The 22,129-nt window shown below is 71.6% G+C and carries 20 protein-coding genes; 13 read left to right on the top strand and 7 right to left on the bottom strand.

The window, feature by feature from the left end:
* Positions 1-89: 89 nt before the first annotated feature.
* Together disA and radA are read right to left on the bottom strand one after the other, a co-directional pair.
* The gene (disA, locus tag AB0J04_RS40000) at positions 90-1,214 is read right to left on the bottom strand and encodes a DNA integrity scanning diadenylate cyclase DisA (protein ID WP_363173585.1); all 1,125 of its coding nucleotides are present in this window, start codon (positions 1,212-1,214) and stop codon (positions 90-92) included.
* 81 nt (positions 1,215-1,295) lie between these two features.
* Positions 1,296-2,705, bottom strand: a complete 1,410-nt coding sequence (gene radA / locus AB0J04_RS39995) for a DNA repair protein RadA (protein ID WP_363173584.1) — start codon at positions 2,703-2,705, stop codon at positions 1,296-1,298.
* 231 nt (positions 2,706-2,936) lie between these two features.
* On the opposite strand from radA, the gene AB0J04_RS39990 reads away from it, so the two are divergent.
* Positions 2,937-4,682: a hypothetical protein gene (locus AB0J04_RS39990; RefSeq protein ID WP_363173583.1), complete on the top strand. Its 1,746-nt coding sequence runs from the start codon at positions 2,937-2,939 to the stop codon at positions 4,680-4,682.
* Between the two features lie 13 nt (positions 4,683-4,695).
* Here the strand turns inward: AB0J04_RS39990 and AB0J04_RS39985 are convergent, their stop codons facing one another.
* Positions 4,696-4,944, bottom strand: a complete 249-nt coding sequence (locus AB0J04_RS39985) for a hypothetical protein (RefSeq protein WP_363173582.1) — start codon at positions 4,942-4,944, stop codon at positions 4,696-4,698.
* Between AB0J04_RS39985 and AB0J04_RS39980 the strand changes: the two genes are divergently transcribed.
* The 5 genes from AB0J04_RS39980 to ilvD all read left to right on the top strand — a co-directional run bounded on the left by AB0J04_RS39980 (position 4,897) and on the right by ilvD (position 10,176).
* Positions 4,897-5,553 carry a DUF1641 domain-containing protein gene (locus AB0J04_RS39980; RefSeq protein WP_363173581.1) on the top strand — a complete coding sequence of 219 codons (657 nt, stop codon included), beginning with the start codon at positions 4,897-4,899 and terminating at the stop codon, positions 5,551-5,553. The genes AB0J04_RS39985 and AB0J04_RS39980 overlap by 48 nt on opposite strands.
* Before the next feature lie 105 nt (positions 5,554-5,658).
* On the top strand, positions 5,659-6,591 hold the full coding sequence (locus AB0J04_RS39975) for a Ppx/GppA phosphatase family protein (RefSeq protein ID WP_363173580.1): 933 nt from the start codon (positions 5,659-5,661) through the stop codon (positions 6,589-6,591).
* A 155-nt stretch (positions 6,592-6,746) separates the two neighbouring features.
* Positions 6,747-7,595: a sugar phosphate isomerase/epimerase gene (locus AB0J04_RS39970; RefSeq protein WP_363173579.1), complete on the top strand. Its 849-nt coding sequence runs from the start codon at positions 6,747-6,749 to the stop codon at positions 7,593-7,595.
* Positions 7,592-8,197, top strand: a complete 606-nt coding sequence (locus AB0J04_RS39965; RefSeq protein ID WP_363173578.1) for a TetR family transcriptional regulator — start codon at positions 7,592-7,594, stop codon at positions 8,195-8,197. Before AB0J04_RS39970 ends, AB0J04_RS39965 begins: the two co-directional genes overlap by 4 nt.
* Positions 8,198-8,322: 125 nt before the next feature.
* Positions 8,323-10,176, top strand: coding sequence for a dihydroxy-acid dehydratase (ilvD, locus tag AB0J04_RS39960; protein ID WP_363173577.1), 1,854 nt, complete (start codon positions 8,323-8,325; stop codon positions 10,174-10,176).
* A 79-nt stretch (positions 10,177-10,255) separates the two neighbouring features.
* On the opposite strand, the gene AB0J04_RS39955 is transcribed toward ilvD, so the two are convergent.
* Positions 10,256-12,421, bottom strand: coding sequence for a serine/threonine-protein kinase (locus tag AB0J04_RS39955; RefSeq protein WP_363173576.1), 2,166 nt, complete (start codon positions 12,419-12,421; stop codon positions 10,256-10,258).
* A gap of 181 nt (positions 12,422-12,602) precedes the next feature.
* On the opposite strand from AB0J04_RS39955, the gene AB0J04_RS39950 reads away from it, so the two are divergent.
* From AB0J04_RS39950 to AB0J04_RS39940, 3 genes are all read left to right on the top strand, one after another.
* Complete coding sequence (locus AB0J04_RS39950; RefSeq protein WP_363173575.1) at positions 12,603-12,926, top strand: SH3 domain-containing protein; 324 nt, start codon at positions 12,603-12,605, stop codon at positions 12,924-12,926.
* Between the two features lie 94 nt (positions 12,927-13,020).
* Entirely contained in the window at positions 13,021-13,572 is a 552-nt protein-coding gene (locus AB0J04_RS39945) for an EamA/RhaT family transporter (RefSeq protein ID WP_363173574.1), read from the top strand.
* 174 nt (positions 13,573-13,746) lie between these two features.
* Positions 13,747-14,526, top strand: a complete 780-nt coding sequence (locus tag AB0J04_RS39940) for a class I SAM-dependent methyltransferase (protein ID WP_363173587.1) — start codon at positions 13,747-13,749, stop codon at positions 14,524-14,526.
* On the opposite strand, the gene AB0J04_RS39935 is transcribed toward AB0J04_RS39940, so the two are convergent.
* The gene (locus tag AB0J04_RS39935; protein ID WP_363173573.1) at positions 14,490-15,926 is read right to left on the bottom strand and encodes a SulP family inorganic anion transporter; all 1,437 of its coding nucleotides are present in this window, start codon (positions 15,924-15,926) and stop codon (positions 14,490-14,492) included. The genes AB0J04_RS39940 and AB0J04_RS39935 overlap by 37 nt on opposite strands.
* Positions 15,927-16,406: 480 nt before the next feature.
* Between AB0J04_RS39935 and AB0J04_RS39930 the strand changes: the two genes are divergently transcribed.
* The 3 genes from AB0J04_RS39930 (at position 16,407) to proC (ending at position 18,984) form a co-directional block, all read left to right on the top strand.
* The gene (locus AB0J04_RS39930) at positions 16,407-17,228 is read left to right on the top strand and encodes an ABC transporter ATP-binding protein (protein WP_363173572.1); all 822 of its coding nucleotides are present in this window, start codon (positions 16,407-16,409) and stop codon (positions 17,226-17,228) included.
* The gene (locus AB0J04_RS39925) at positions 17,225-18,007 is read left to right on the top strand and encodes an ABC transporter permease (RefSeq protein ID WP_363173571.1); all 783 of its coding nucleotides are present in this window, start codon (positions 17,225-17,227) and stop codon (positions 18,005-18,007) included. Before AB0J04_RS39930 ends, AB0J04_RS39925 begins: the two co-directional genes overlap by 4 nt.
* A gap of 164 nt (positions 18,008-18,171) precedes the next feature.
* On the top strand, positions 18,172-18,984 hold the full coding sequence (proC, locus tag AB0J04_RS39920; RefSeq protein ID WP_363173570.1) for a pyrroline-5-carboxylate reductase: 813 nt from the start codon (positions 18,172-18,174) through the stop codon (positions 18,982-18,984).
* 26 nt (positions 18,985-19,010) lie between these two features.
* On the opposite strand, the gene AB0J04_RS39915 is transcribed toward proC, so the two are convergent.
* A complete protein-coding gene (locus tag AB0J04_RS39915; protein WP_363173569.1) occupies positions 19,011-19,610 on the bottom strand; it encodes a cysteine hydrolase family protein in 600 nt (199 codons plus the stop codon).
* An 84-nt stretch (positions 19,611-19,694) separates the two neighbouring features.
* On the opposite strand from AB0J04_RS39915, the gene AB0J04_RS39910 reads away from it, so the two are divergent.
* On the top strand, positions 19,695-20,705 hold the full coding sequence (locus tag AB0J04_RS39910) for a helix-turn-helix domain-containing protein (protein ID WP_363173586.1): 1,011 nt from the start codon (positions 19,695-19,697) through the stop codon (positions 20,703-20,705).
* Here AB0J04_RS39910 and trpS read toward each other — a convergent pair.
* Positions 20,633-21,526: a tryptophan--tRNA ligase gene (gene trpS / locus AB0J04_RS39905; RefSeq protein WP_363173568.1), complete on the bottom strand. Its 894-nt coding sequence runs from the start codon at positions 21,524-21,526 to the stop codon at positions 20,633-20,635. The genes AB0J04_RS39910 and trpS overlap by 73 nt on opposite strands.
* Positions 21,527-22,129: the final 603 nt, after the last annotated feature.

Here is a 22,129-nt window from a genome sequence, read left to right as displayed (position 1 = left end):
GTAGCTCCGCTACGAGGACTCTCGCCCGGCACACCGAGAGCACGCACCGAACGCCGCTCCTTCTCCCACGGAGATCCATCAGAAGCCCCCTAGACGTACCGTTCCAGGATCGACGACTCCGCGAGCCGGGACAGGCCTTCGCGGACGCTGCGGGCCCGCGCCTCGCCCACGCCGTCCACCGTCTGGAGGTCGTCGACGCTCGCGGCGAGGAGCTTCTGGAGGCCGCCGAAGTGCTCGACCAGACGGTCGATGATGGCGCCCGGGAGCCGAGGCACCTTCGCCAGGAGCCGGAAGCCGCGCGGGGAGACCGCCGTGTCGAGGGCCTCGGGGGAGCCGGTGTAACCCAATGCGCGGGCCACCGTCGACAGTTCGAGAAGCTCGGCGTGGGTGAGCGCGTCCAGCTCGTACAACGCCTCGTCGACCGTGCGGGAGCGCTTGGCCGTGGGCTCGGGGACGTAGTCCCGGACCACCAGCTCGCGCTCCGGCTCCACGCCCGCGATCAACTCGTCGAGCTGGAGGGAGAGCAGACGTCCGTCCGTGCCCAGTTCGACCACGTATTCGGCGATTTCGGTGGCGATGCGGCGCACCATCTCCAGGCGCTGGGCCACCGCGGAGACGTCCCGGACCGTCACCAGGTCCTCGATCTCCAGCGCTGACAACGTTCCCGCGACCTCGTCCAGACGGAGCTTGTAGCGCTCCAGGGTGGCCAGCGCCTGGTTCGCGCGGGACAGGATCGCCGCGGAGTCCTCCAGGACGCGGCGCTGTCCGTCGACGTACAGGGCGATCAGACGCATGGACTGGGAGACCGAGACGACCGGGTAGCCGACCTGCTTGCTGACCCGGTCCGCCGTACGGTGCCGGGTGCCCGTCTCCTCCGTGGGGATCATGGGGTCCGGCACCAGCTGGACGCCGGCCCGAAGGATCTTCGACAGGTCGGAGGAGACCACGATGCCGCCGTCGAGCTTGCACAGCTCACGCAGGCGCGTGGCCGCGAACTCCACGTCCAGGACGAATCCGCCCGTGCACATCGCCTCGACCGTCTTGTCGGAGCCCAGCACGATGAGCCCGCCGGTGTTGCCGCGGAGGATGCGCTCCAGGCCGTCGCGCAGTGCCGTGCCGGGAGCCACCGCACTCAGTGCGGCGCGCATCAGGCCGTCGGCACCGGAACTCCCACCGGACTTTCCGGGAGCCGAAGCCCGGTCGTTGGCTGCCACTGCACTCCTCCGGTCACAGGGTCTGGGGCGTCCCCGTTTCGCGCACTCGTTTCGCACGGACGGGCGAGACCAGGGCAAAGTCTACCGGCGGTCCTCCGTCTCCCGTGGGGCGTCTCGGCGACGGGAGCGCGGCAGGACCCGCAGGGCGTCCCCCATGTCGGCTACTTCCAGGACCTTCATGCCCGCGGGGATCTTGCCGGGATCGCCCGGTACGAGCGCGTGCGTGAAGCCCAGACGGTGGGCCTCGGAGAGCCGGCGCTGGACGCCCGTGACCCGTCTGACCTCGCCCGCGAGGCCGACTTCGCCGATCGCGACGAGGTTCTTCGGCAGTGGGGTGTCGCTCGCGGCGGAGGCCAGCGCGAGGGCGATCGCCAGGTCCGCGGCGGGCTCCGAGAGCTTCACTCCGCCGACCGTCGCCGAGTAGATGTCCCGCTTGCCCAGCGCGCTGATCCGACCGCGCTGCTCCAGGACGGCCAGCATCATCGAGACGCGCGAGGTCTCCAGACCGGACGTCGTACGGCGGGGCGAGGGGATCTGGGAGTCGACGGTGAGGGCCTGTACCTCGGCGACCAGCGGGCGGCGGCCCTCCAGGGTGACCGTCAGACAGGTGCCCGGGACCGGTTCGTCACGACGGGTCAGGAAGAGTCCGCTCGGGTCGGCCAGGCCCGTGATGCCCTCGTCGTGCAGTTCGAAGCAGCCGACCTCGTCGGTGGCGCCGTAGCGGTTCTTCACGCCCCGCACCAGGCGCAGCCGCGCGTGCCGGTCGCCCTCGAACGACAGGACGACGTCCACCAGGTGTTCGAGGAGGCGGGGGCCGGCGATCGCGCCGTCCTTGGTGACATGGCCCACCAGGAGCGTGGACATGCCGCGTTCCTTGGAGGCGCGGATCAGGGCGCCGGCGACCTCGCGGACCTGGGCCATGCCGCCCGGCGCGCCGTCGATCTCGGGGGAGGCCACGGTCTGCACGGAGTCCACGATCAGCAGGGACGGCTTCACCGCGTCCAAGTGGCCGAGGACGGCCGCCAGATCCGTCTCCGCGGCCAGGTACAGGTTGTCGTCGATGGCGCGGATCCGGTCGGCGCGCAGCCGGACCTGGGACGCAGACTCCTCACCCGTGACGTACAGCGTGCGGTGTTCGTCGCTCGCCGACTTGGCCGCCACGTCCAGCAGCAGGGTCGACTTGCCGACGCCCGGCTCGCCGGCCAGGAGTACGACCGCGCCGGGGACGAGCCCGCCGCCCAGGACGCGGTCCAGCTCGGGCACGCCGGTGGGGCGGGCGGTGGCCTGCCGCCCGTCGACCTGGCCGATGGGCACGGCGGAGGTGGTGACGCGGCCGGGGGCCGTCGTGCGGACCGCGGGCGCGCCGTACTCCTCGACCGTCCCCCACGCCTGGCACTCGGGGCAGCGGCCGAGCCACTTGGCCGTCTGCCAGCCGCATTCCGTGCAGCGGTAGGACGGGCGGTCCTTGGCGGTCTTCGTACGGGTGGCCATGGGGAAACCGTAACCGCCGCCACCGACAGCCGGACGCGCCTGTGGACAAACGGGCCCCCGGCCGCCCCTGCGAAGGCGGGCACCCCTTGCGAATCGGCCACGCCCCGTCACGAACGAGCCATGGGACCCCCCTTTGCTGTCCCCTTATGAGGGATCGTTTCACCCATACGGATTAAAAGGACTCAAGGGACAAGTAGACCTCGTTCCGCGCCGCCTACGGTCGCACGGGTGATGAGCAGCAGCCCGGAAACCTGGACCCGCACGACCGGCGCGCACCGGGCGCACCGGGAGGCGCGCGACGGCGCTGCGGCGCGCACGCTCGCGCAACGGCCGCCCGCGCACTATGAGCCCTACCTCGACGGCCTGTTCACCTACTGCCTGTCCGTCCTGTGCGACCACGACGCGGCCACCGCCGCCCTGGGGGACGCCCTCGCGTTCGCCGAGCGGCGCGGCCAGCGCGTCCCGGACGCCGCGGGCGACCGCCGGGCCTGGCTGTACGCCCTGGCCCGCTGGGCCTGTCTGCGCAAACTCACCGAGGCCAAGCAGAAACGTCTGAGCACGCACGCGGCGCGCCGAAGCCGCGGCCACGGGCAATCGGCCCCGAAGCCCGCACCGCCCGGCGTGCCCGCTTCCGACGAGGCCCAGGAGCAGCAACGCCGTCGCGAACTCGCCCTGCTCGCCTGGCCGGAGGCCGCCGGCACCACCCCGGAACAGCGCGAGGCGCTGGAACTCGCCGTACGCCACCACCTCGCCGCCCACGAGGTCGCCGCCGTCCTCGGCAAGGATCTCGCCGCCGCACGCGAACTGCTCGCCTCCGCGGCCTGCGAGGTCGAACGCACGCGCGCGGCGCTCGCCGTCGTCGAGACCGGCGGCTGTCCCGGTGTGGCCCGCCTCACGGGCGAGAACCAACTCGTGCTCAGCGCCGCGCTGCGCCGTGAACTCGTCCGGCACGTCGACGACTGCCCGCGCTGCCGCCGGGCCGCCGAACGCGCCGTCCCCGGCCGCTGGCCCGGCGCCGGCGTCACCCCCGCCGAGCTGCCCGTCCTCGAAGCGCCGCGCGCGCAGCTGCACGTCGCCATGGCCCACCTCCCCCGCGCGCGGGGCGCCGCCGTGCCGCGCTACGACCGGCGCGGCTTCCCGATGGACCCCAAGGACCGCGCCGCCCGCCGGGAGCGCCTACGCGCGCGTGCCGTCACGACGACGGTCGTGGCCACCGTCGTCGCCGCACCCGTGCTCGCGCTGTGGGCGGCCTACCGGGGCACACCGACGGGGGAGGGCGCCGAGGGGCGTGCGGCCACCGCCAGCGAGGCGCAAGGTCCGGACAGCCTTGACGGCGAGACGGCCGGCGGCTACGAGAACGCCGGGAACGCCAGCACCCGCCCCGGCAGCGGCTTCACCAAGGACGGCGAACCGGACGTCTCCGTGGAGGTCATCAGTGTCACGGGACTCGGCCGGAGCGCCTCCGGCCGGCTCTCCGTGGCGGCCGACCACAGCGGCGACACCACCCTCATCACCCTCAGCGCGGCCCCGGACGGCGCCGAGCCGGTCCGCTGGTCGGCCACCACCGCGGACCACTGGCTCTACCTGAGCCGCTCCACCGGCACCCTGAAGCCCGGCGAGTCGGTGACGATCAAGGTGTACGTCGACCATCTGCGCGAGCCCTCCGGGCACTGGCACGCGCGCGTGGCGATCGCCCCGGCCGGCGCTGTCGTCTCCATCGAGGGCTACGGCACCGCCCCCGGCCCGTCGGACCCCGGCAACGGCCCTGGTCCGGGCCCAGGCGGCCCCGTCGACCCGCCCCCGTCCGGCGGCTCCGAGCCGACCCCCACGCCCCCGTCCTCCCCGGACCCCACCCCGACCGACCCGTCCCCCACCACCGACCCGGAGCCCACTCCCGGCGACCCGTCCCCGTCCGCCCCGGAGAGCTCCGCGCCGCCGCCCGCCGACAGCGACCCGCCGAGCCCGGCGACGTCGTAGACCCGCCAGTGGCTCAGCCGCGCGGGCCCGTCGGATCCGCCGGGTGCGGCGCCAGCAGCGGGAGCTGCGAGGCGAGGCGCTGCTCGCACAGCTCGACCAGGCGGTCGTAGCCGGCCTTGCCCATGAGCTCGGTCAGCTCCGGCCGGTAGGAGACGTACACCGGGTCGCCCGCGCCGTGCGCCGAGGTCGCCGACGTGCACCACCAGTGCAGGTCATGGCCGCCCGGACCCCAGCCGCGCCGGTCGTACTCGCCGATCGACACCTGAAGCACCCGGGTGTCGTCGGGCCGGTCGATCCAGTCGTACGTGCGGCGCACCGGAAGCTGCCAGCAGACGTCCGGCTTGGTCTCCAGCGGCTCGCGGCCCTCCTTGACGGCGAGGATGTGCAGCGAGCAGCCCGCGCCGCCCGCGAAGCCGGGGCGGTTCTGGAAGATGCACGAGCCGTTGAACGGGCGGGTCTGGCGGGAGCCCTCGTCGTCCTCCGAGACCCAGCCGTCCAGCGTGCCCTCGGAGTGGTGCTGCCAGATGTCGGGGGTGAGCCTCGCCACATGCTCGGCGACGCGCTTCTCGTCGTCCTCGTCGGAGAAGTGGGCGCCCAGCGTGCAGCACCCGTCGTCCGCGCGGCCTGCCTGGATGCCCTGGCAGCCGCTGCCGAAGATGCAGTTCCAGCGCGAGGTCAGCCAGGTCAGATCGCAGCGGAAGACCTGGTCGTCGTCCGCCGGGTCCGGAAACTCCACCCACGCGCGCGCGAAGTCGAGGCCCTTCTCGTCGGCAGCGAGCTCGGCGGCGAGCGCCAGAGTCCGGGCTGCCTGGGCCTTCTTCGACTTCTTCGGTGGCTTCACCGGCTTCGCCTGCGAAGAACCGCCGGTTGATTTGTCGGTTTTCGCCTTGTTCGTCTTTGGCACTTGTCCAGGGTAAGTCGCCCAGCACCCCTTCGGGGACGGTCCAGGGTGCTCTGGGCAGTAGCGTTTCCCTCCATGAGACTCGGTGTCCTCGACGTGGGATCGAACACGGTGCATCTGCTGGTGGTGGACGCACACCCGGGCGCGCGTCCGCTTCCCGCGCACTCGCACAAGGCGGAACTGCGCCTTGCCCAGCTGCTGGACGAGCACGGGGCGATCGGCTCGGACGGCGTGGACAAACTGATCAACGTCGTCCACGACGCGCTCCAGGCCGCCGAGGACAAGGGCGTCGAGGACGTGCTGCCGTTCGCGACCTCCGCCGTGCGCGAGGCCAGCAACGCCGACGACGTCCTCGCGCGCGTGCAGGCCGAGACCGGCGTCGAGCTCCAGGTCCTCACCGGTTCCGAGGAGGCCCGGCTCACCTTCCTCGCCGCCCGCCGCTGGTTCGGCTGGTCGGCCGGAAAGCTGCTGGTCCTGGACATCGGCGGCGGCTCCCTGGAGATCGCCTACGGCATGGACGAGGAGCCCGACGCGGCCGCCTCCCTGCCGCTGGGCGCCGGCCGCCTCACCGCGGGCTGGCTGCCCGGCGACCCGCCCGAGCCCGACGACGTACGGGCCCTGCGCCGCCACGCCCGCGCGCAGATCGCCCGCACGGTCGGCGAGTTCACCCGCTTCGGCGCCCCGGACCGCGTCGTCGCCACGTCGAAGACCTTCAAGCAGCTCGCCCGGATCGCGGGCGCCGCGCGCTCCACCGAGGGCGTCTACGCCCAGCGCGAGCTCAAGCGCGAGTCCCTGGAGGCCTGGGTACCCCGGCTCGCGGGCATGACGGCCGCCCAGCGGGCCGAGCTGCCCGGCGTCTCCGAGGGCCGCGCCAACCAGCTCCTCGCGGGCGCGCTGGTCGCCGAGGGCGCGATGGACCTCTTCGGCATCGACACGCTGGAGATATGCCCCTGGGCGCTCCGAGAGGGCGTGATCCTGCGCAAACTCGATCACATGGGTTCGGCGTAGGCGCGGCGAGGGCAATCCCTGAGGGCGCAGGCGGCGTAGGCGGCGCAGGGGGTGGAGCGTGCGACCGGGGTGTGCCCGCACCCGCCCGTGGTGAACACCACAACGGCGAACAGGTGCCCGGCACCCACCCGACCGCACCCCGTAATCTGTCCCCCATGGCAGAGCCAGTCGTGCGGATTCCGGATGCGAAGGTCGCCCTGTCGACTGCCTCGGTCTACCCGGAGTCGACGGCGACCGCCTTCGAGATCGCCGCACGCCTCGGGTACGACGGCGTCGAGGTCATGGTCTGGAACGACCCCGTCAGCCAGGACGTCGACGCGCTGCACAGGCTCAGCGACTACCACCGGATCCCGATCCTCGCCGTGCACGCCCCCTGTCTGCTCATCACCCAGCGCGTGTGGTCGACGGACCCGTGGATCAAGCTCCAGCGGGCCCGCGCGGCCGCGGAGAAGCTCGGCGCGAGCGCGGTCGTCGTTCACCCGCCGTTCCGCTGGCAGCGCCAGTACGCGCGGGACTTCGTCACGGGCATCTGGCGGATGGCGGACGAGACGGACGTCCGGTTCGCCGTCGAGAACATGTACCCGTGGCGCTACCGCGACCGCGAGATGCTCGCGTACGCGCCGGACTGGGACGTCACGAAGGACGACTACCGGCACTTCACGATCGACCTCAGCCACGCCTCCACGGCCCGCACGGACGCGATGCAGATGATCGACCGCATGAGCGACCGCCTGGGCCATGTCCACCTCGCCGACGGAAACGGCTCCGCCAAGGACGAACACCTGGTCCCCGGCCGCGGCAACCAGCCCTGCGCCGAGCTGCTCGAGCGGCTCGCGCTGACCGGCTTCGACGGGCATGTCGTCATCGAGGTCAACACGCGGCGCGCGATGTCCGGCGCCGAACGTGAGGCCGACCTGGCGGAGGCCCTGGCCTTCACCCGCCTGCACCTCGCCTCGGCATCCGGGGCGTCCGCGACCCCCGGAGCGAAGGTGCCACGCCGATGACCGGCGTCACCGCCCGCAAGCGCGGCCGGCCCCCTCGCACGGAGTCGGCGGACACCCGAGCCCGCATCCTGACCGCCGCGCGCGAGGAGTTCTCCGAGCGCGGCTACGAGAAGACGTCCGTGCGCGGCATCGCGAAGGCGGCCGGTGTGGACGCGGCGCTGGTGCACCACTACTTCGGCACCAAGGAGCAGGTCTTCGAGGCGGCCGTCGAGGTTGCCTTCGCGCCCGCGCTCGACGCGCCGGAAGCGATCCTCGACGCCCCCGTGGACCAGGTCGGCGAGCGGCTCGCCCGCTTCGTCTTCGGCCTCTGGGAGAACCCCACCACCCGAAAGCCGCTGCTGGCGATCGTCCGCTCCGCCGTGAACAACGACACCGCCGCCGCCGTCTTCCGCCGTCTGGTCGCCGCGCAGCTGGTGCGCCGCATCGCCGCCCAGCTCGATCTGCCGGACGCCGAGCTGCGCGCCGAACTGGCGGCGGCGCAGCTGGTGGGCTGCGCGATGCTGCGGTACGTCATGAAGGTGGAGCCGCTGGCCTCGGCGGACCTGGAGCTGATCATCGCGCGCGTGGCTCCTGTCGTACAGGGACACCTGACCGGGCCGTGAAAAGCGGCCCGAGGGTGAGACGTTCGTCCCGGTATGCGGACAGCGAGTCCGACCCCTGGATGACCGGCGTACGCTCGTTAGCAGTCAGAAGTCTCTGATCGCAGTCTCTGAAGGAGCGAGCGACGATGCCCGAGCTGAGGTCCCGCACAGTCACCCACGGACGCAACATGGCGGGCGCCCGCGCCCTTATGCGCGCCTCCGGTGTACCCGGTGCGGACATCGGCCGGAAGCCGATCATCGCGGTGGCCAACAGCTTCACCGAGTTCGTGCCCGGCCACACGCACCTGCAGCCGGTCGGCAGGATCGTCAGCGAGGCGATCACCGAGGCCGGCGGCATCCCGCGCGAGTTCAACACCATCGCGGTCGACGACGGCATCGCGATGGGCCACGGCGGCATGCTCTACTCGCTCCCCTCCCGCGACCTCATCGCGGACTCGGTCGAGTACATGGTCGAGGCCCACTGCGCCGACGCGCTGATCTGCATCTCCAACTGCGACAAGATCACCCCGGGCATGCTCAACGCGGCCCTGCGCCTCAACATCCCGACGGTGTTCGTCTCCGGCGGCCCGATGGAGTCCGGCCGCGCCACGCTCGTCGACGGCACGGTCCGCACGCTCGACCTGGTCGACGCGATCTCCGACGCCGTCAACGACAAGATCTCGGACGAGGACATCCTCCGCATCGAGGAGAACGCCTGTCCGACCTGCGGCAGCTGTTCCGGCATGTTCACCGCCAACTCGATGAACTGCCTGACCGAGGCCATCGGCCTCTCCCTCCCCGGCAACGGCTCGGTCCTGGCCACCCACACGGCTCGCCGGGCGCTGTACGAGAACGCGGGCCGCACGGTGATGGACATCACCCGCCGCTACTACGAGCAGGACGACGAGACGGTCCTGCCCCGCAACATCGCCACCATCGCGGCCTTCGAGAACGCCATGGCCCTCGACATCGCGATGGGCGGCTCGACCAACACGATCCTGCACCTGCTGGCCGCCGCCCAGGAGGCGGGCGTTCCGTTCGGGCTGGACGAGATCAACGAGGTCTCGCGCCGGGTGCCGTGCCTGGCGAAGGTCGCACCGAACGTCGCCAAGGACCGCACGTACTACATGGAGGACGTGCACCGGGCCGGCGGCATCCCCGCCCTCCTCGGCGAACTGCACCGCGCGGGCCTGCTGAACGAGGACGTGAACTCGGTGCACAGCCCGTCCCTCGCGGACTGGCTGAAGACCTGGGACGTCCGTGGCGGCTCGCCCTCCGCCGAAGCGGTGGAACTGTGGCACGCGGCGCCCGGCTGTGTCCGCTCGGCGGAGGCCTTCTCGCAGTCCGAGCGCTGGGAAGCCCTCGACGACGACGCCGCGGGCGGCTGCATCCGCAGCGCCGAGCACGCGTATTCGAAGGACGGCGGCCTCGCGGTCCTCAAGGGCAACCTCGCCGTCGACGGCTGCGTGGTCAAGACGGCCGGCGTCGACGAGTCGATCTGGACCTTCGAGGGCCCCGCGGTCGTCTGCGAGTCGCAGGAAGAGGCCGTCGAGAAGATCCTCAACAAACAGGTCACGGACGGCGACGTCGTCGTCATCCGCTACGAGGGCCCCAAGGGCGGCCCCGGCATGCAGGAGATGCTCTACCCGACCTCGTTCCTCAAGGGCCGCGGCCTCGGCAAGACCTGCGCCCTGATCACCGACGGCCGCTTCTCCGGCGGCACCTCGGGCCTGTCCATCGGCCACGCGTCCCCCGAGGCGGCCTCCGGCGGCACCATCGCTCTCGTCGAGGACGGCGACCGCATCCGCATCGACATCCCGGGCCGCACGATCGAACTCCTCGTCGACGACGCGGAACTGGCCCGACGCGAGGCCGCCCTCGGCGGCGTCTACGCCCCGAAGAACCGCGAGCGCAAGGTGTCCGCCGCCCTGCGCGCCTACGCCGCGATGGCGACGAGCGCCGACAAGGGCGCGGTGCGGGACGTGTCGAAGCTGGGCTGAGCCCGATCGCCTTGATGCTCGGGGGCCGCTTCCGCCGCTTTGGCCGGAGGCGGCCCCCACGCATGTCGGCGGCGTGCCCTCACCAGTCCGCCGGATCCCCTCCGTCCACCGCGAAGACGGTCCCGTCGGGGGCGCCGGCGAAGACATGGCCGTCGACCGCCTCGGGCGCGGGCAGCGAGGCCACCACCTCGTCCGAGTTGGCGCCGAGCCGCAGCGCCGTCTGCCCGACGAGCTTGCCCTGCGCGGCGTCCACGGCGAGCAGACGTCCGTCGGCGGCGCTGAAGTAGACGTGCGAGCCGTCGGCGGCCGGCGCCGAACCCCGGCTCACCGCCGTCTGCAGGGACCACACCTGCTTGCCCGCGACCGTGTCGACGGCCACCAGCGACCCGTCGAAGGCCAGCAGATAGACCCGGTCGCCCTGCACGGCGGCACGCGGCTCCTGGAGCGCGACGCCCAGCTTGACCCGCTGCGTCTCCTTGTCCTGCGGGCGGTAGCGGACCACGGCGTCGACCGATCCGTACGCACTGTCCTGGGACAGCAGGACGAGACTGTCGTCCGTGGTGCCCACGAGCGTCAGCGTGCCCTTGAGCCGCTCCTCCCACCGCACCTGGCCGGTCGCCGGATCCACGGCCGTGATGCGCGTGTGCGCGTCGTCCGACGTGCTCACCGCGTACGCCAGCGGATCCCTGGGGAACACCGTGAAGTACGGCTCGCTCAGCCCCGGAATGCGCCGGCTCCACGCCGTCTCGCCCGTCGCCGCGTCCACACCGGTCACCGTGCGGTCGGCCGCGGTCAGCAACAGGGTGCCGCCGGCGCTCCGGACCCCCTGGTAGGCCGACACGTCCAGCCGCCAGCGCGTGGCGCCCGTCGCCGGGTCGAGCGCCTCCACCCGCTTGCTCGAGTCCGTGACCACCTGCACCTGCACCAGCCCGCCCGCGAGCACCGGACCCTCGCTCGGCCGGTCGCCGTCGGCGAGGGCGTGCCGCCACAGCACGCGCCCGTCGGACGAGTCCAGCGCGGACACCAGCCCCGACTGGACACAGAGCAGCCGCTGCGCGTCGTACACGCACCGGGGCATGCCACCCGTGCCGGCCTTCGCCGGCCGCACGCTCCACGGGGTGAAGGCGGCCGACGCGGACTGCGAACTCCCCGAGTTCCCCTGCCCGTCCGGGTTCGGATCGCCACCGCCCAGCCCTTGCGCGGCCACGAGCGCCCCGCCCGAGAGGACGACGACCAGCGCGCCGACGGCGAGAGCGACCCGCCCGCGCCGACTCCGGACCGCCGGCCCCGCCCGGGATCCCGATCCCGGTTCCGGTGCGGGTTCCGGTCCCGCCTCGGACCCCTCCTCGTGGCCTTCGTGTTCTTCGTGCTCCTCCAACGTGCGCTGCGCCGGTATGAACGTCTGAGTGTCGTACGAGGCCGCCACCGACCGCAGTTCCCGCATCAACTCGTCCGGCGTGGGCCGGTCCTCGGGCTCCTTGGCCAGGCAGCGCACGACCAGTGGCGCGAGGTTCTCGGGCACGCCGGTCAGGTCCGGCTCGTCGTGCACGACCTGGTAGGCGACGACGTACGGGCTGTCGGAGTCGAACGGCCCGCGTCCCGTCGCGGCGTGCACCATCACCGACCCGAGCGCGAAGATGTCGGCGGCCGGACCGACCTCCCGCGGCCGCCGGAACTGCTCGGGCGCCATGAACGGCGGCGTCCCGATCAACTTGCCGGTCTCGGTCCGCAGTTCGCTGTCCTTCGGCCGGGAGATACCGAAGTCGATCACCTTCGGCCCGTCCTCGGCGAGCAGCACGTTGCTCGGCTTCAGATCCCGGTGGACGACCCCGACGCGGTGGATGTCCCGCAGCGCCTCGGCGAGTCCGGCCATCAGCCGTCGCAGTTCGCCCGAGCTCATCGGACCGTTCCGCTTCACCTGCTCGGCGAGCGTCGAGCCGGGAATGAACAGGGTGGCCATCCACGGCCGTTCGGCCTCCGGGTCGGCGTCGACGACGGGTGCGGTGAACGCCCCGCTGACCCGCCGAGCGGCCGCCACCTCCTGCCGGAAACGGCCCCTGAACTCGGGATCCCGCGCGTATTGCGCATGGACGACCTTCACCGCGACCTTCATCCCGGACGTACTCCGGGCGAGATGCACGACGCCCATGCCACCGGAGCCCAGACACTCGTCCAGACGATAGTGACCGGCGTACTCCGGAAGTTCCGCTTCCGCGCCCGCCCCGGTGTTGCGCTGTGGCGCCATGGACCACCCCCGTGCTGTTCATCCGCGCGCGCGACGCACGGAGCCTAGTCGATGACTCGTACGGGACCGAGGCGGCTTGCTAGCCTCCGTGTACGAATCCTGCACATGTGTTTTATTGCGTGCTTTAGGGGAATGAACGTGACCCCATGCCATTCATGGGGTCCGACGGGGGAGGTTTTTCATGTCTGTTGACCGCGTGGAAGAGGCCGAGAGCGGCGAAGCGACGGCGGCCGTGACCACGGCCGCGGCGGCGTCCCTCACCTACTACCCGATCGCCCCGGGCGTCCGGCTGAACGTCCGCAGCGGCCCCGGCACCGGCTATCCGGTCGTCCGGGTCCTGGCCGAGGGCACGAAGGTCCCGATCTTCTGCCAGACCCCGGGCACCTCGGTGTCCGGCCCGTACGGCACGACGAACATCTGGGACAACATCGCCGACGGCCAGTTCGTCTCGGACGCGTACGTGAGGACGGGCAGCGACGGCTACGTCGCCGCACGCTGCGCCTGACCCGACGCACTCCGAGCCCACACACCTTGGAGCCAATGCATCTCGGGCCGACCCGCCCGGGGAGCCCGCCGCCGTCCGGAGCCATAATCGTCCCGTGAGCGACGAAAACGGCACCCCGGACACCTCGGCGGGCTCCGCGGGCACCCCCACCGGCCAGGCGGCAAGCCAGGCCGGTGCCGGCCCCCGCCCCGAGCCCCTCCGCTTCTTCGGCACGACCTGGGTGGACCACGACCCCGGCCTCCAGGGCTACGCGGCCCGCCGCGTCGCCGCGGCCGTCGGCTCCCTCGCCGCCGCCATCGCCTCCTGCCTGGTCCTGCGCTTCGCATACGAGGGCATCGCGATCGCCGACCTCGGCAGCTTCGTGACCCTCCTGGTCGTCGTGATGTTCGCGGTCTGCAGCGCGCTGGCCTTCCGCCACACCTGGGACGCCTTCGCCAAGCGCCCCGACCTCGACCGGCAGGCCTCCCTGCGCGGCCTGCTGGCCATCGGCTTCGTCGGCTCGCTGCTCGCCTATTTCTTCCGCACCCTCACCGAGGCACCCGGCGAGAAACTCCTGCGCGAGGAGTACGAGACGGCCCGCCGACAGCACGAAAGCCGCACCACGCGCCGCACGGGCAACCCGTCGAAGAAGCGCCGCCGAGGCTGAAGCTCACCGCCTCGACCGCCTCGACCGCCCGACGCCCCGCAGGCTGCCGCCCTCCTGCCCCCTCACCGAAAACCCGTTCCCCTCCTCACCCACCCCCGTCACCATGACCTCATGACGGCTTCCTCCCACACGGCCGACCCCGCCGAACCGGCCGACACCGCGCAGACGGCCCACATCGCCCAGACTGTCCACACAGCCCGAGCCCACTCCTTCAACGCCGCCGCAGCCCAGTACGCCGCCAACCGCCCCTCCTACCCGACCGCCCTCCTCGACGCGATCGAGGACCTCGCCGGACACCCCCTCACCGGCGCGCGGGTCGCGGACATCGGGGCCGGCACCGGCATCGCGACCGCGCTCCTGCACTCCCGCGGCGCCCACGTCATCGCCGTGGAACCCGGGGACGGCATGACCGAGCAGTTCCGCCGCGCCCTCCCCGACGTGCCGATCGTCCGAGGCGACGGCAACCACCTCCCGCTCGCCGCCGCCTCCGTCGACTTCCTCACCTACGCCCAGTCCTGGCACTGGACCGACCCCGTCCGCTCGGTCCCGGAGGCCCTGCGCGTCCTGCGGCCGGGCGGCGCGCTGGCGCTGTGGTGGAACACCTACGCCCTCGACGTGCCGTGGATCGCCGCCCAGACGGACCGCATCGGCGAGCAGTTCGCCCCCTTCGCCGCCCACCCGTCCGTCGAGGTCAACGGCAGCGGCGCCCGTGCCGCCCGCGCCGACCCCACCGGCCGCCTGGACTTCGCGTTCCGCGTGGTCCGCTGGAGCCGCCATGTCCCCGTCGACACCCACCTCGCCAACATCGGCAGCCACTCGGTCTTCCTGGTCGCCGGCGAGGAACGCACCACGGCCTTCCTCGCCGGGGAACGGGAACACCTGCGCGAGGTCTTCCCCGACGGAGTCGTCGAGGAGACCTACGAGGTCGAGCTGCTGGTCGCGACCAACGCCTGACCCCGCGCGGCGGCCCACCCCTCCAGGGCCGCCGCACACGCGTGGTCCACATGCCGCAGCCCGCTCAACTCCAGCCGCACCTCGCGGTCGTGCGGCAGCGCGTCCAACGCGTCGAGCAGCTTCGGCAGCCGCAGAAACGTGGCATGCCCCAGCACCCGTACGACGAGCCCCGCCTCCCCCCGGTCCTCGGTCTCGACGTGTACATGGCTGATCTCCCACGCCGTCTTCGCCACGGCGAGCGCCAGCCCGATCAACACCCCCTCGAACAGGTTCCCCACGACGATCGCGACTGCCGTCACCCCGAGCACGACGGCCTCGCCCCGATGCCCGTGCCACAGCTTGCGCATCTCCCGCACGGGCACGAGCTTGCAGCCGGCGTGCACCAGCAGCCCGGCCAGCGCCGCCACCGGAATGACCTCCAGCACCCCGGGCACCACGGCCGCGAACAGCAGCAGCCACACCCCGTGCAGCACCCGCGACGCCTTGGTCCGCGCCCCCGCGCCGACGTTCGCCGCGCTCCGCACGATGACGGCCGTCATCGGCAGCGCGCCCAGCACCCCGCACACCGCGTTGCCCGCGCCCTGCGCCATCAACTCCCGGTCGTAATCCGTCCTCCGTCCGTCGTGCAACCGGTCCACCGCCGCCGCGCTGAACAGCGACTCCGCCGACGCGATCAACGCGAACGCCACGACGGTCCCGATCACTCCCACTTCCGTCAGCCGCCCGAAGTCCGACGGCTCCGGCAGCCGTACCGCGTCCAGCAGCCCCTGCACCCGGACCCGCCGCACATCCAGGTCGAACACCCAGGTCACGCCCGCCGCCAACACCACCGCGACCAACGGCGCCGGAACCAGACGCGCCCCACGCCGCCACCGCCCCCACAACAGCAGCACGACCATCGTGGCACCCCCCACTGACAACGCCACCGGATCCGCCTTCCCGGGCAGCGACACCAGCCCGCCGAGCTTGGCGAGCCCGCCCGCCGGCGCGGCCGTGTCCCCGAGGGCGTACACCTGCCCGGCGACGAGCACCAGCCCGATCCCGGCCAGCATCCCGTGCACGACGGCCACCGACACGGCCCGGAACCACCGCCCCAGCCGCAGCGCGCCCAGCCCGAGCTGCACCAGCCCGGCGGCGAGCACCAGCACCCCGAGTGCCTGCGGCCCGTACCGCTGCACGGCCTCGTGGACGAGCACGGTGAGCCCCGCCGCGGGCCCGCTCACCTGCATGCTGCTGCCGGGCAGCACCCCGGCGACCAGCCCGCCGACCATGCCGGTGATCAGCCCCAGCTCGGCGGGCACACCGGAGGCGATGGCGACGCCCACGCACAGCGGGAGCGCGACAAGAAAGACGACGAGAGAAGCGAACAGATCAGCCTTGCCGACACCACGGCGCAACATGGCGGCACCTCCGGTAGGAAACGGGAGATGCGTGGGCGCGCCGCACCGGGGGAGGGCACGACGACGACCATCCGCGAACGAGAACCGACACAGCCAAGGCCAAAGCCACAGCCAAGGCCAAGACCACAGCCACAGCCACAGCCAAGGCCAAAGCCGAAGCCAAGGCGAGAGCCGAAGCCGAAGCCGTAGCCGAAGATGAAGCCAAGGCGAGAGCCGAAGCCGAAGCCAAGGCGAGAGCCGAAGCCGAAGCCGAAGATGAAGCCAAGGCGAGAGCCGAAGCCGAAGCCAAGACCAGAGCCGACGACGGCACCCCGGTCGCGCATGAATTCCATTGTCAGTTGAAACGACCGGCCGGGCGGCCGGTTCCTGTGCCGGGCATGTGAACAAGGAAGCGGACGAACCGGAACCTCCACTTCCAATCCCACCGCCGCGCGCCTGCGCCACTTGACGCCCCAACGCACCCCGAGCATTATTCATCGCATGATGAATTTTAACTCCGGCCCACCCGCGCACCCACCCGGCGATGACGACAGGCAACCCGCCCCCGCCGTACGAGCCCAAGCCCTGACCGTCGTCCGAGGCCCCCGAACCGTCCTGCGCGCTCTCGACTTCACCGTCCCCCGCGGCCAGATCACCGGCCTGCTCGGCCCCTCCGGCTGCGGCAAGTCGACCCTCATGCGCGCGATCGTCGGCACCCAGGCCAAGGTCGCCGGCACCCTCGACGTCCTCGGCCGGCCCGCCGGCGACGCCACCCTCCGCACCCGCATCGGCTACGTGACCCAGGCCCCATCCGTCTACGACGACCTGACGATCCGCCAGAACCTCGACTACTTCGCCGCGATCCTCGACCCGGGCCGAGCGGCAGCCGACCGACGCGACGAGAACGTCACCCGAGCCATCGCCGACGTCGACCTGACCACCCACGCCGACGCCCTCGCCGGCAACCTCTCCGGCGGCCAGCGCAACCGCGTCTCCCTCGCCGTGGCACTCCTGGGGACCCCGGAACTCCTGGTCCTCGACGAACCCACCGTCGGCCTGGACCCGGTCCTGCGCCGCGACCTCTGGAACCTCTTCCACGACATCGCCGCGACCCGGGGCGCGACCCTGCTCATCTCCTCGCACGTCATGGACGAGGCCGAGCGCTGCCACCGCCTGCTCCTCATGCGCGAGGGCGAGATCCTCGCCGACGCCACCCCCGACGACCTGCGCGCCCGCACCGCCGCGGACACGGTCGAGTCGGCCTTCCTGCACCTGGTGGACGCCGCCACCCGCGCGGCCCGCGAAAAGGAGACAACCCGATGACCACCACGACGACCCCCGACGCGCCCGCCCCCACCAGGGCCCTGAACGCCTCCCGCACCACAGCCACCGCGGCCCGCGTCCTGCGCCAGCTGAGCCACGACCCCCGCACGATCGCGCTGCTGGTCTTCATCCCCTGCGTGATGCTGTTCCTGCTCCGCTACGTCTTCGACGGCAACCCCCGCACCTTCGACAACATCGGCGCGTCCCTCCTGGGCATCTTCCCGCTGATCACGATGTTCCTGGTCACGTCCATCGCCACCCTGCGCGAACGCACCTCGGGCACCCTCGAACGCCTGCTCGCCATGCCTCTCGGCAAAGGCGACCTGATCGCCGGCTACGCCCTCGCCTTCGGCGTCCTCGCGATCATCCAGTCGGCCCTCGCCACCGCCCTCGCGGTCTGGTTCCTGGACCTGGACGTCACGGGCAGCCCCTGGCTCCTCCTCCTGGTCGCCCTCCTCGACGCCCTGCTCGGCACCGCCCTGGGCCTCTTCGTCTCGGCCTTCGCGGCCTCGGAGTACCAGGCCGTCCAGTTCATGCCGGCGGTGATCTTCCCCCAACTCCTCCTCTGCGGCCTCTTCGCCCCCCGAGACACCATGCACCCCGCCCTGGAAGCCCTCTCCGACGTCCTCCCCATGTCCTACGCGGTCGACGGCATGAACGAGGTCCTCACCCACACGGACATGACAGCCACCTTCGTCCGAGACGTCCTGATCGTCGGCGGCTGCGCAGTCCTGGTCCTCTGCCTGGGCGCAGCAACCCTGCGACGCCGCACAGCGTGATTCTTCAGCAAGGGGGGTCCGGGGGCGCAGCCCCCAGGGATGGGAACGGGAAGGGGCGGCGGGGGCGAAAACCCAACGTCCGCCCACCGGACACCGGCTCAGCCCGCCGCCCACCGGTGCGAGGATGTACCCCGGACGACGAACCCTCCGGAGGGCCCCGCACCATGACCCAGAAAGTCGCAGTCCTCGGCACCGGCAAGATCGGCGAAGCCCTCATCAGCGGCATGATCCGAGGCGGCTGGGCCCCCGCCGACCTCCTCGTCACCGCCCGCCGCCGGGAGCGAGCCGAGGACCTCCGCACCCGCTACGGAGTCACCCCGGTCACCAACCCCGAGGCCGCCAAGACCGCCGACACCCTGATCCTCACGGTCAAGCCGCAGGACATGGGCGCCCTCCTCGACGAGCTCGCCCCCCACGTCCCCGCCGACCGCCTGATCGTCAGCGGAGCCGCCGGCATCACGACCGCCTCCATCGAGGAACGCCTCGCCGCCGGCACCCCGGTCGTCCGCGTCATGACGAACACCCCCGCCCTCGTCGACGAGGCTATGTCCGTCATCTCCGCCGGCACTCACGCCACCGCCGAGCACCTCGCCCACACCGAGGAGATCTTCGGCGCGGTGGGCAAGACGCTCCGGGTCCCCGAGTCCCAGCAGGACGCCTGCACGGCCCTCTCAGGCTCCGGCCCGGCCTACTTCTTCTACCTGGTCGAAGCCATGACCGACGCCGGCATTCTTCTCGGCCTGCCCCGCGACAAGGCCCACGACCTGATCGTCCAGTCCGCGATCGGCGCCGCGACGATGCTCCGCGACAGCGGCGAACACCCGGTCAAGCTCCGCGAGAACGTCACCTCCCCGGCCGGCACCACCATCAGCGCCATCCGTGAACTCGAGAACCACGGCGTACGAGCCGCCCTCATCGCCGCCCTCGAGGCCGCCCGCGACCGCAGCCGCGAACTGGCCGCGGGCAAGAAGGACTGAGGGCTGCACCTTCCCGCCGGGGCGGGTCAGCCCCCGGTCGCCCCGGCGACGACGTCCTTCGTCGTCACCACCCGAGCGAACCCACCTCCGTGCAGGGACACCGCGGACGCCTGCGCGATCTCGTCCGCACTCCGCCGCCACCCGAACGGCCCCTCCAGATCGAACGTGTACGTCGCGTCGTAAGCGACCAGCACGTCGTACCCAAGATTCCCGCCCATCCGCGCCGTCGTCTCCACGCACATGTTCGTCTGGATCCCGGCCACCACGATCTGCGAGACGCCCTCCGCGGTCAGCCAGGCCCCCAGGTCCGGCGTCCCGAGAAACGCCGAGTTCACGGTCTTCGTGAGGAACAGCTCGGCCCCGGCGCCCTTCCCCCTCCTCTCCTCCACGTACTCCTTGAAGTCGTTGCCCGCATACCCCGGCCGCAACGGCGAGCCCGGCATCGACGAGTCATGCCGCACGAACACGACCGGCCGCCCCGTGCCCTGCCAGACGTCGATGAGCGTGGCGATGTTGTCATCGGCCCCGGGATTGTTCCGAGCCCCCCAGTGGGCCGGCTCCTCGAACCCCTTCTGTACGTCGATGACGACCAGGGCTGCGTTCGCTGCGATCTCTGTGATGTCCATGCCCACGATCCTGCCGCCGACCCCGACCCCTCCCCAGAGGACACAAAGCCATCGATCGATGGTTTACTGCCACTCGTGCCACCCATCAAGCCTGCGCACCGGGTCGCTCTCGTCGCCTTCCCCGGCATCCGCGCCTTCGACGTCTCCGTCATCACCGAGGTCTGGGGCAGCGACCGCACCGACCGCGGCGCCCCCGCCTTCGACCTGCGCCGAGTCGCCACCGACACCACCACCCCCATCCCGATGCGCGGCGGCCTGGCCCTCCTCCCCGACCGCACCCTCGCCTGGCTCTCCCGAGCCGACCTGATCCTGATCCCCGGCCTCGACGACCACCTCACCCCCGCACCCGTCCCCGTCCTGGACGCACTCCGCCGCGCCCACGCCCGCGGCACCACCCTCGCCGCCCTCTGCGGCGGCGCCTTCACCCTCGCCCAGGCAGGCCTCCTCGACGGCCGCCGAGCGATCACCCACTGGGACCTGATCGACCTCCTGCGCACCCACCACCCCCAGGTCGCCGTCGTCCCCGATGCCCTCTTCATCGAGGACGACAACATCTGGACCGCCGCCGGCACGGCAGCCGGCATCGACCTCTGCCTCCACCTGGTCCGCCGCTCCCACGGCGCCGAAGCAGCCGCCACCATCGCCCGCTCCATGGTCACCGCCCCCTTCCGCACCGGAACCCAGGCCCAGTTCATCGAACACCCCACCCCGCGCGCGGACCGAGACGCCGACACCCTCGCCGCGGTACGCGAACACGCCCTGCGCCACCTGCACGAACCGCTCACCGTCGCCGACCTGGCGGCACACGCGGGCATGTCCGCGCGCAGCTTCGCCCGCCACTTCACTGCGGCGACCGGCGCAACCCCGCTGCGCTGGCTCCTGGACCAGCGCATCGCCGCGGCCCAGAAACTCCTCGAACGCACCGACCTCCCCATGCCGGAGGTGGCCCGACGCGCCGGCTTCGGCAGCGAGGTCACCATGCGCCAGCACTTCGCATCGCGCCTCGCCACCAGCCCACGCGCCTACCGGGCCGCGTTCAGCACGCCCTCCGACACAGACTCGGTCAGGGGCGGGAGCAACCCGATCGCGCGATAGGCGCTGTCCAAAGAGCCGTACGACGTGTGAACGCCGCCCAAGATCTCCGGGTTCCCACCCGTACAAGCAGCGAGGATCTCCAGCAGATTCGCGACCCCGGGCCGCCCCTCCCGGTCGTACACCACATCCTGCCCACTGTCGGTGACGGCCCGCATGACCTTCTTGCGCACCACGTCCGGCTCGTCCAGCAGATAGACGATCCCCGGCCCGAAGTCGTCGCTCTTCCCCATCTTCGACCCGGGGTCCTGGAGGTTCATCACCCGAGCCGCCACCGCCGGACGCGTCGCCCTCGGCACCACGAACGTGTGCCCGTACCGCTGGTTGAACCGCACCGCGAGATCCCGCGCCAGCTCCACATGCTGCGTCTGGTCGTCCCCCACCGGGACCTCGTCGGTCCCATAGGCCAGGATGTCCGCGGCCATCAGCACGGGATACGTCAGCAAGGACAGCCGCACACTGCCCCCGCGCTCCCGCTCCCGCGCGGCCTTCTCTTTGTACTGGATCATCCGCCGCATCTCGCCGTCCGTGGCCACGCACTCCAGCAGATACGACAACCGCGCGTGCTCGTCCACATGGCTCTGTACGAACACGGTGCACAACCGTGGGTCCAGTCCCGCCGCCAGCAACAGCGTCGCGGACTGCCGACTCAGCCGTCGCACCCGCGCGGGATCGTGCTCCACGGTCAGCGCGTGCAGATCGACGACACAGAACACCGAGTCCGCCTGATGCTGGTCGACCTCGGCCCACTGCCGCATGGCTCCCAGGTAGTTCCCCAACGTCAGGTGCCCGGTCGGCTTGATCCCGCTGAAGACCCGCTTCATCTCTCCACCTCCTGGTCGAGACCGCCGCCCTGGCCGGCCGGCCCCTGAACCCCTGGAGGGAGAAACGAGAACGGCCGCCGAAGCGGCGGCCGTTGAGTGCATACGTAACTACACGGCCGCCGTCAGGCGGCCCACCACAGCTGGGTGTACGTACGCGTAGTCATGGCCGCCAGAGTACGCCTCAGGGGTGCCATCGGCACTTGAGTTGACACACCCCAGCCGTATACGTAGTGTTCTCCGGGTTGTCCGATGTGAGCGCCGACTCCGGTCGGTCCCCGGACAGCCATTCCGCAAGTACCTGCCACTTCTCGACGTGCAGTCGTTTCCGGCTGTCGTCGCGTCATTGGCGTGCGTATTCGCGAAATGAGGAATCCGCGTTCGAAAGGACGCAGGACCCCGATTGGCTTCGGGGGCCGGGAATCCGCTAAAGTCTCACTCGTCGGAACGGCCCAAGGGTCGGGAAGGCAAGCCCCTCTGACTGGGAATCAGCGCCGAAAGGATCTGATAGAGTCGGAACCGCCGGAAAGGGAAACCGCGAAACAAAAGCGGGAACCTGGAAAGCGCCGAGGAAATCGGATCGGAAAAGGATCTGATAGAGTCGGA

This window comes from Streptomyces sp. NPDC050263 (assembly GCF_040655955.1).
Taxonomy (GTDB): domain Bacteria; phylum Actinomycetota; class Actinomycetes; order Streptomycetales; family Streptomycetaceae; genus Streptomyces.
Note: the sequence above shows the minus strand (reverse complement) of the source record. Positions and strands in the feature narration are given on the sequence as shown.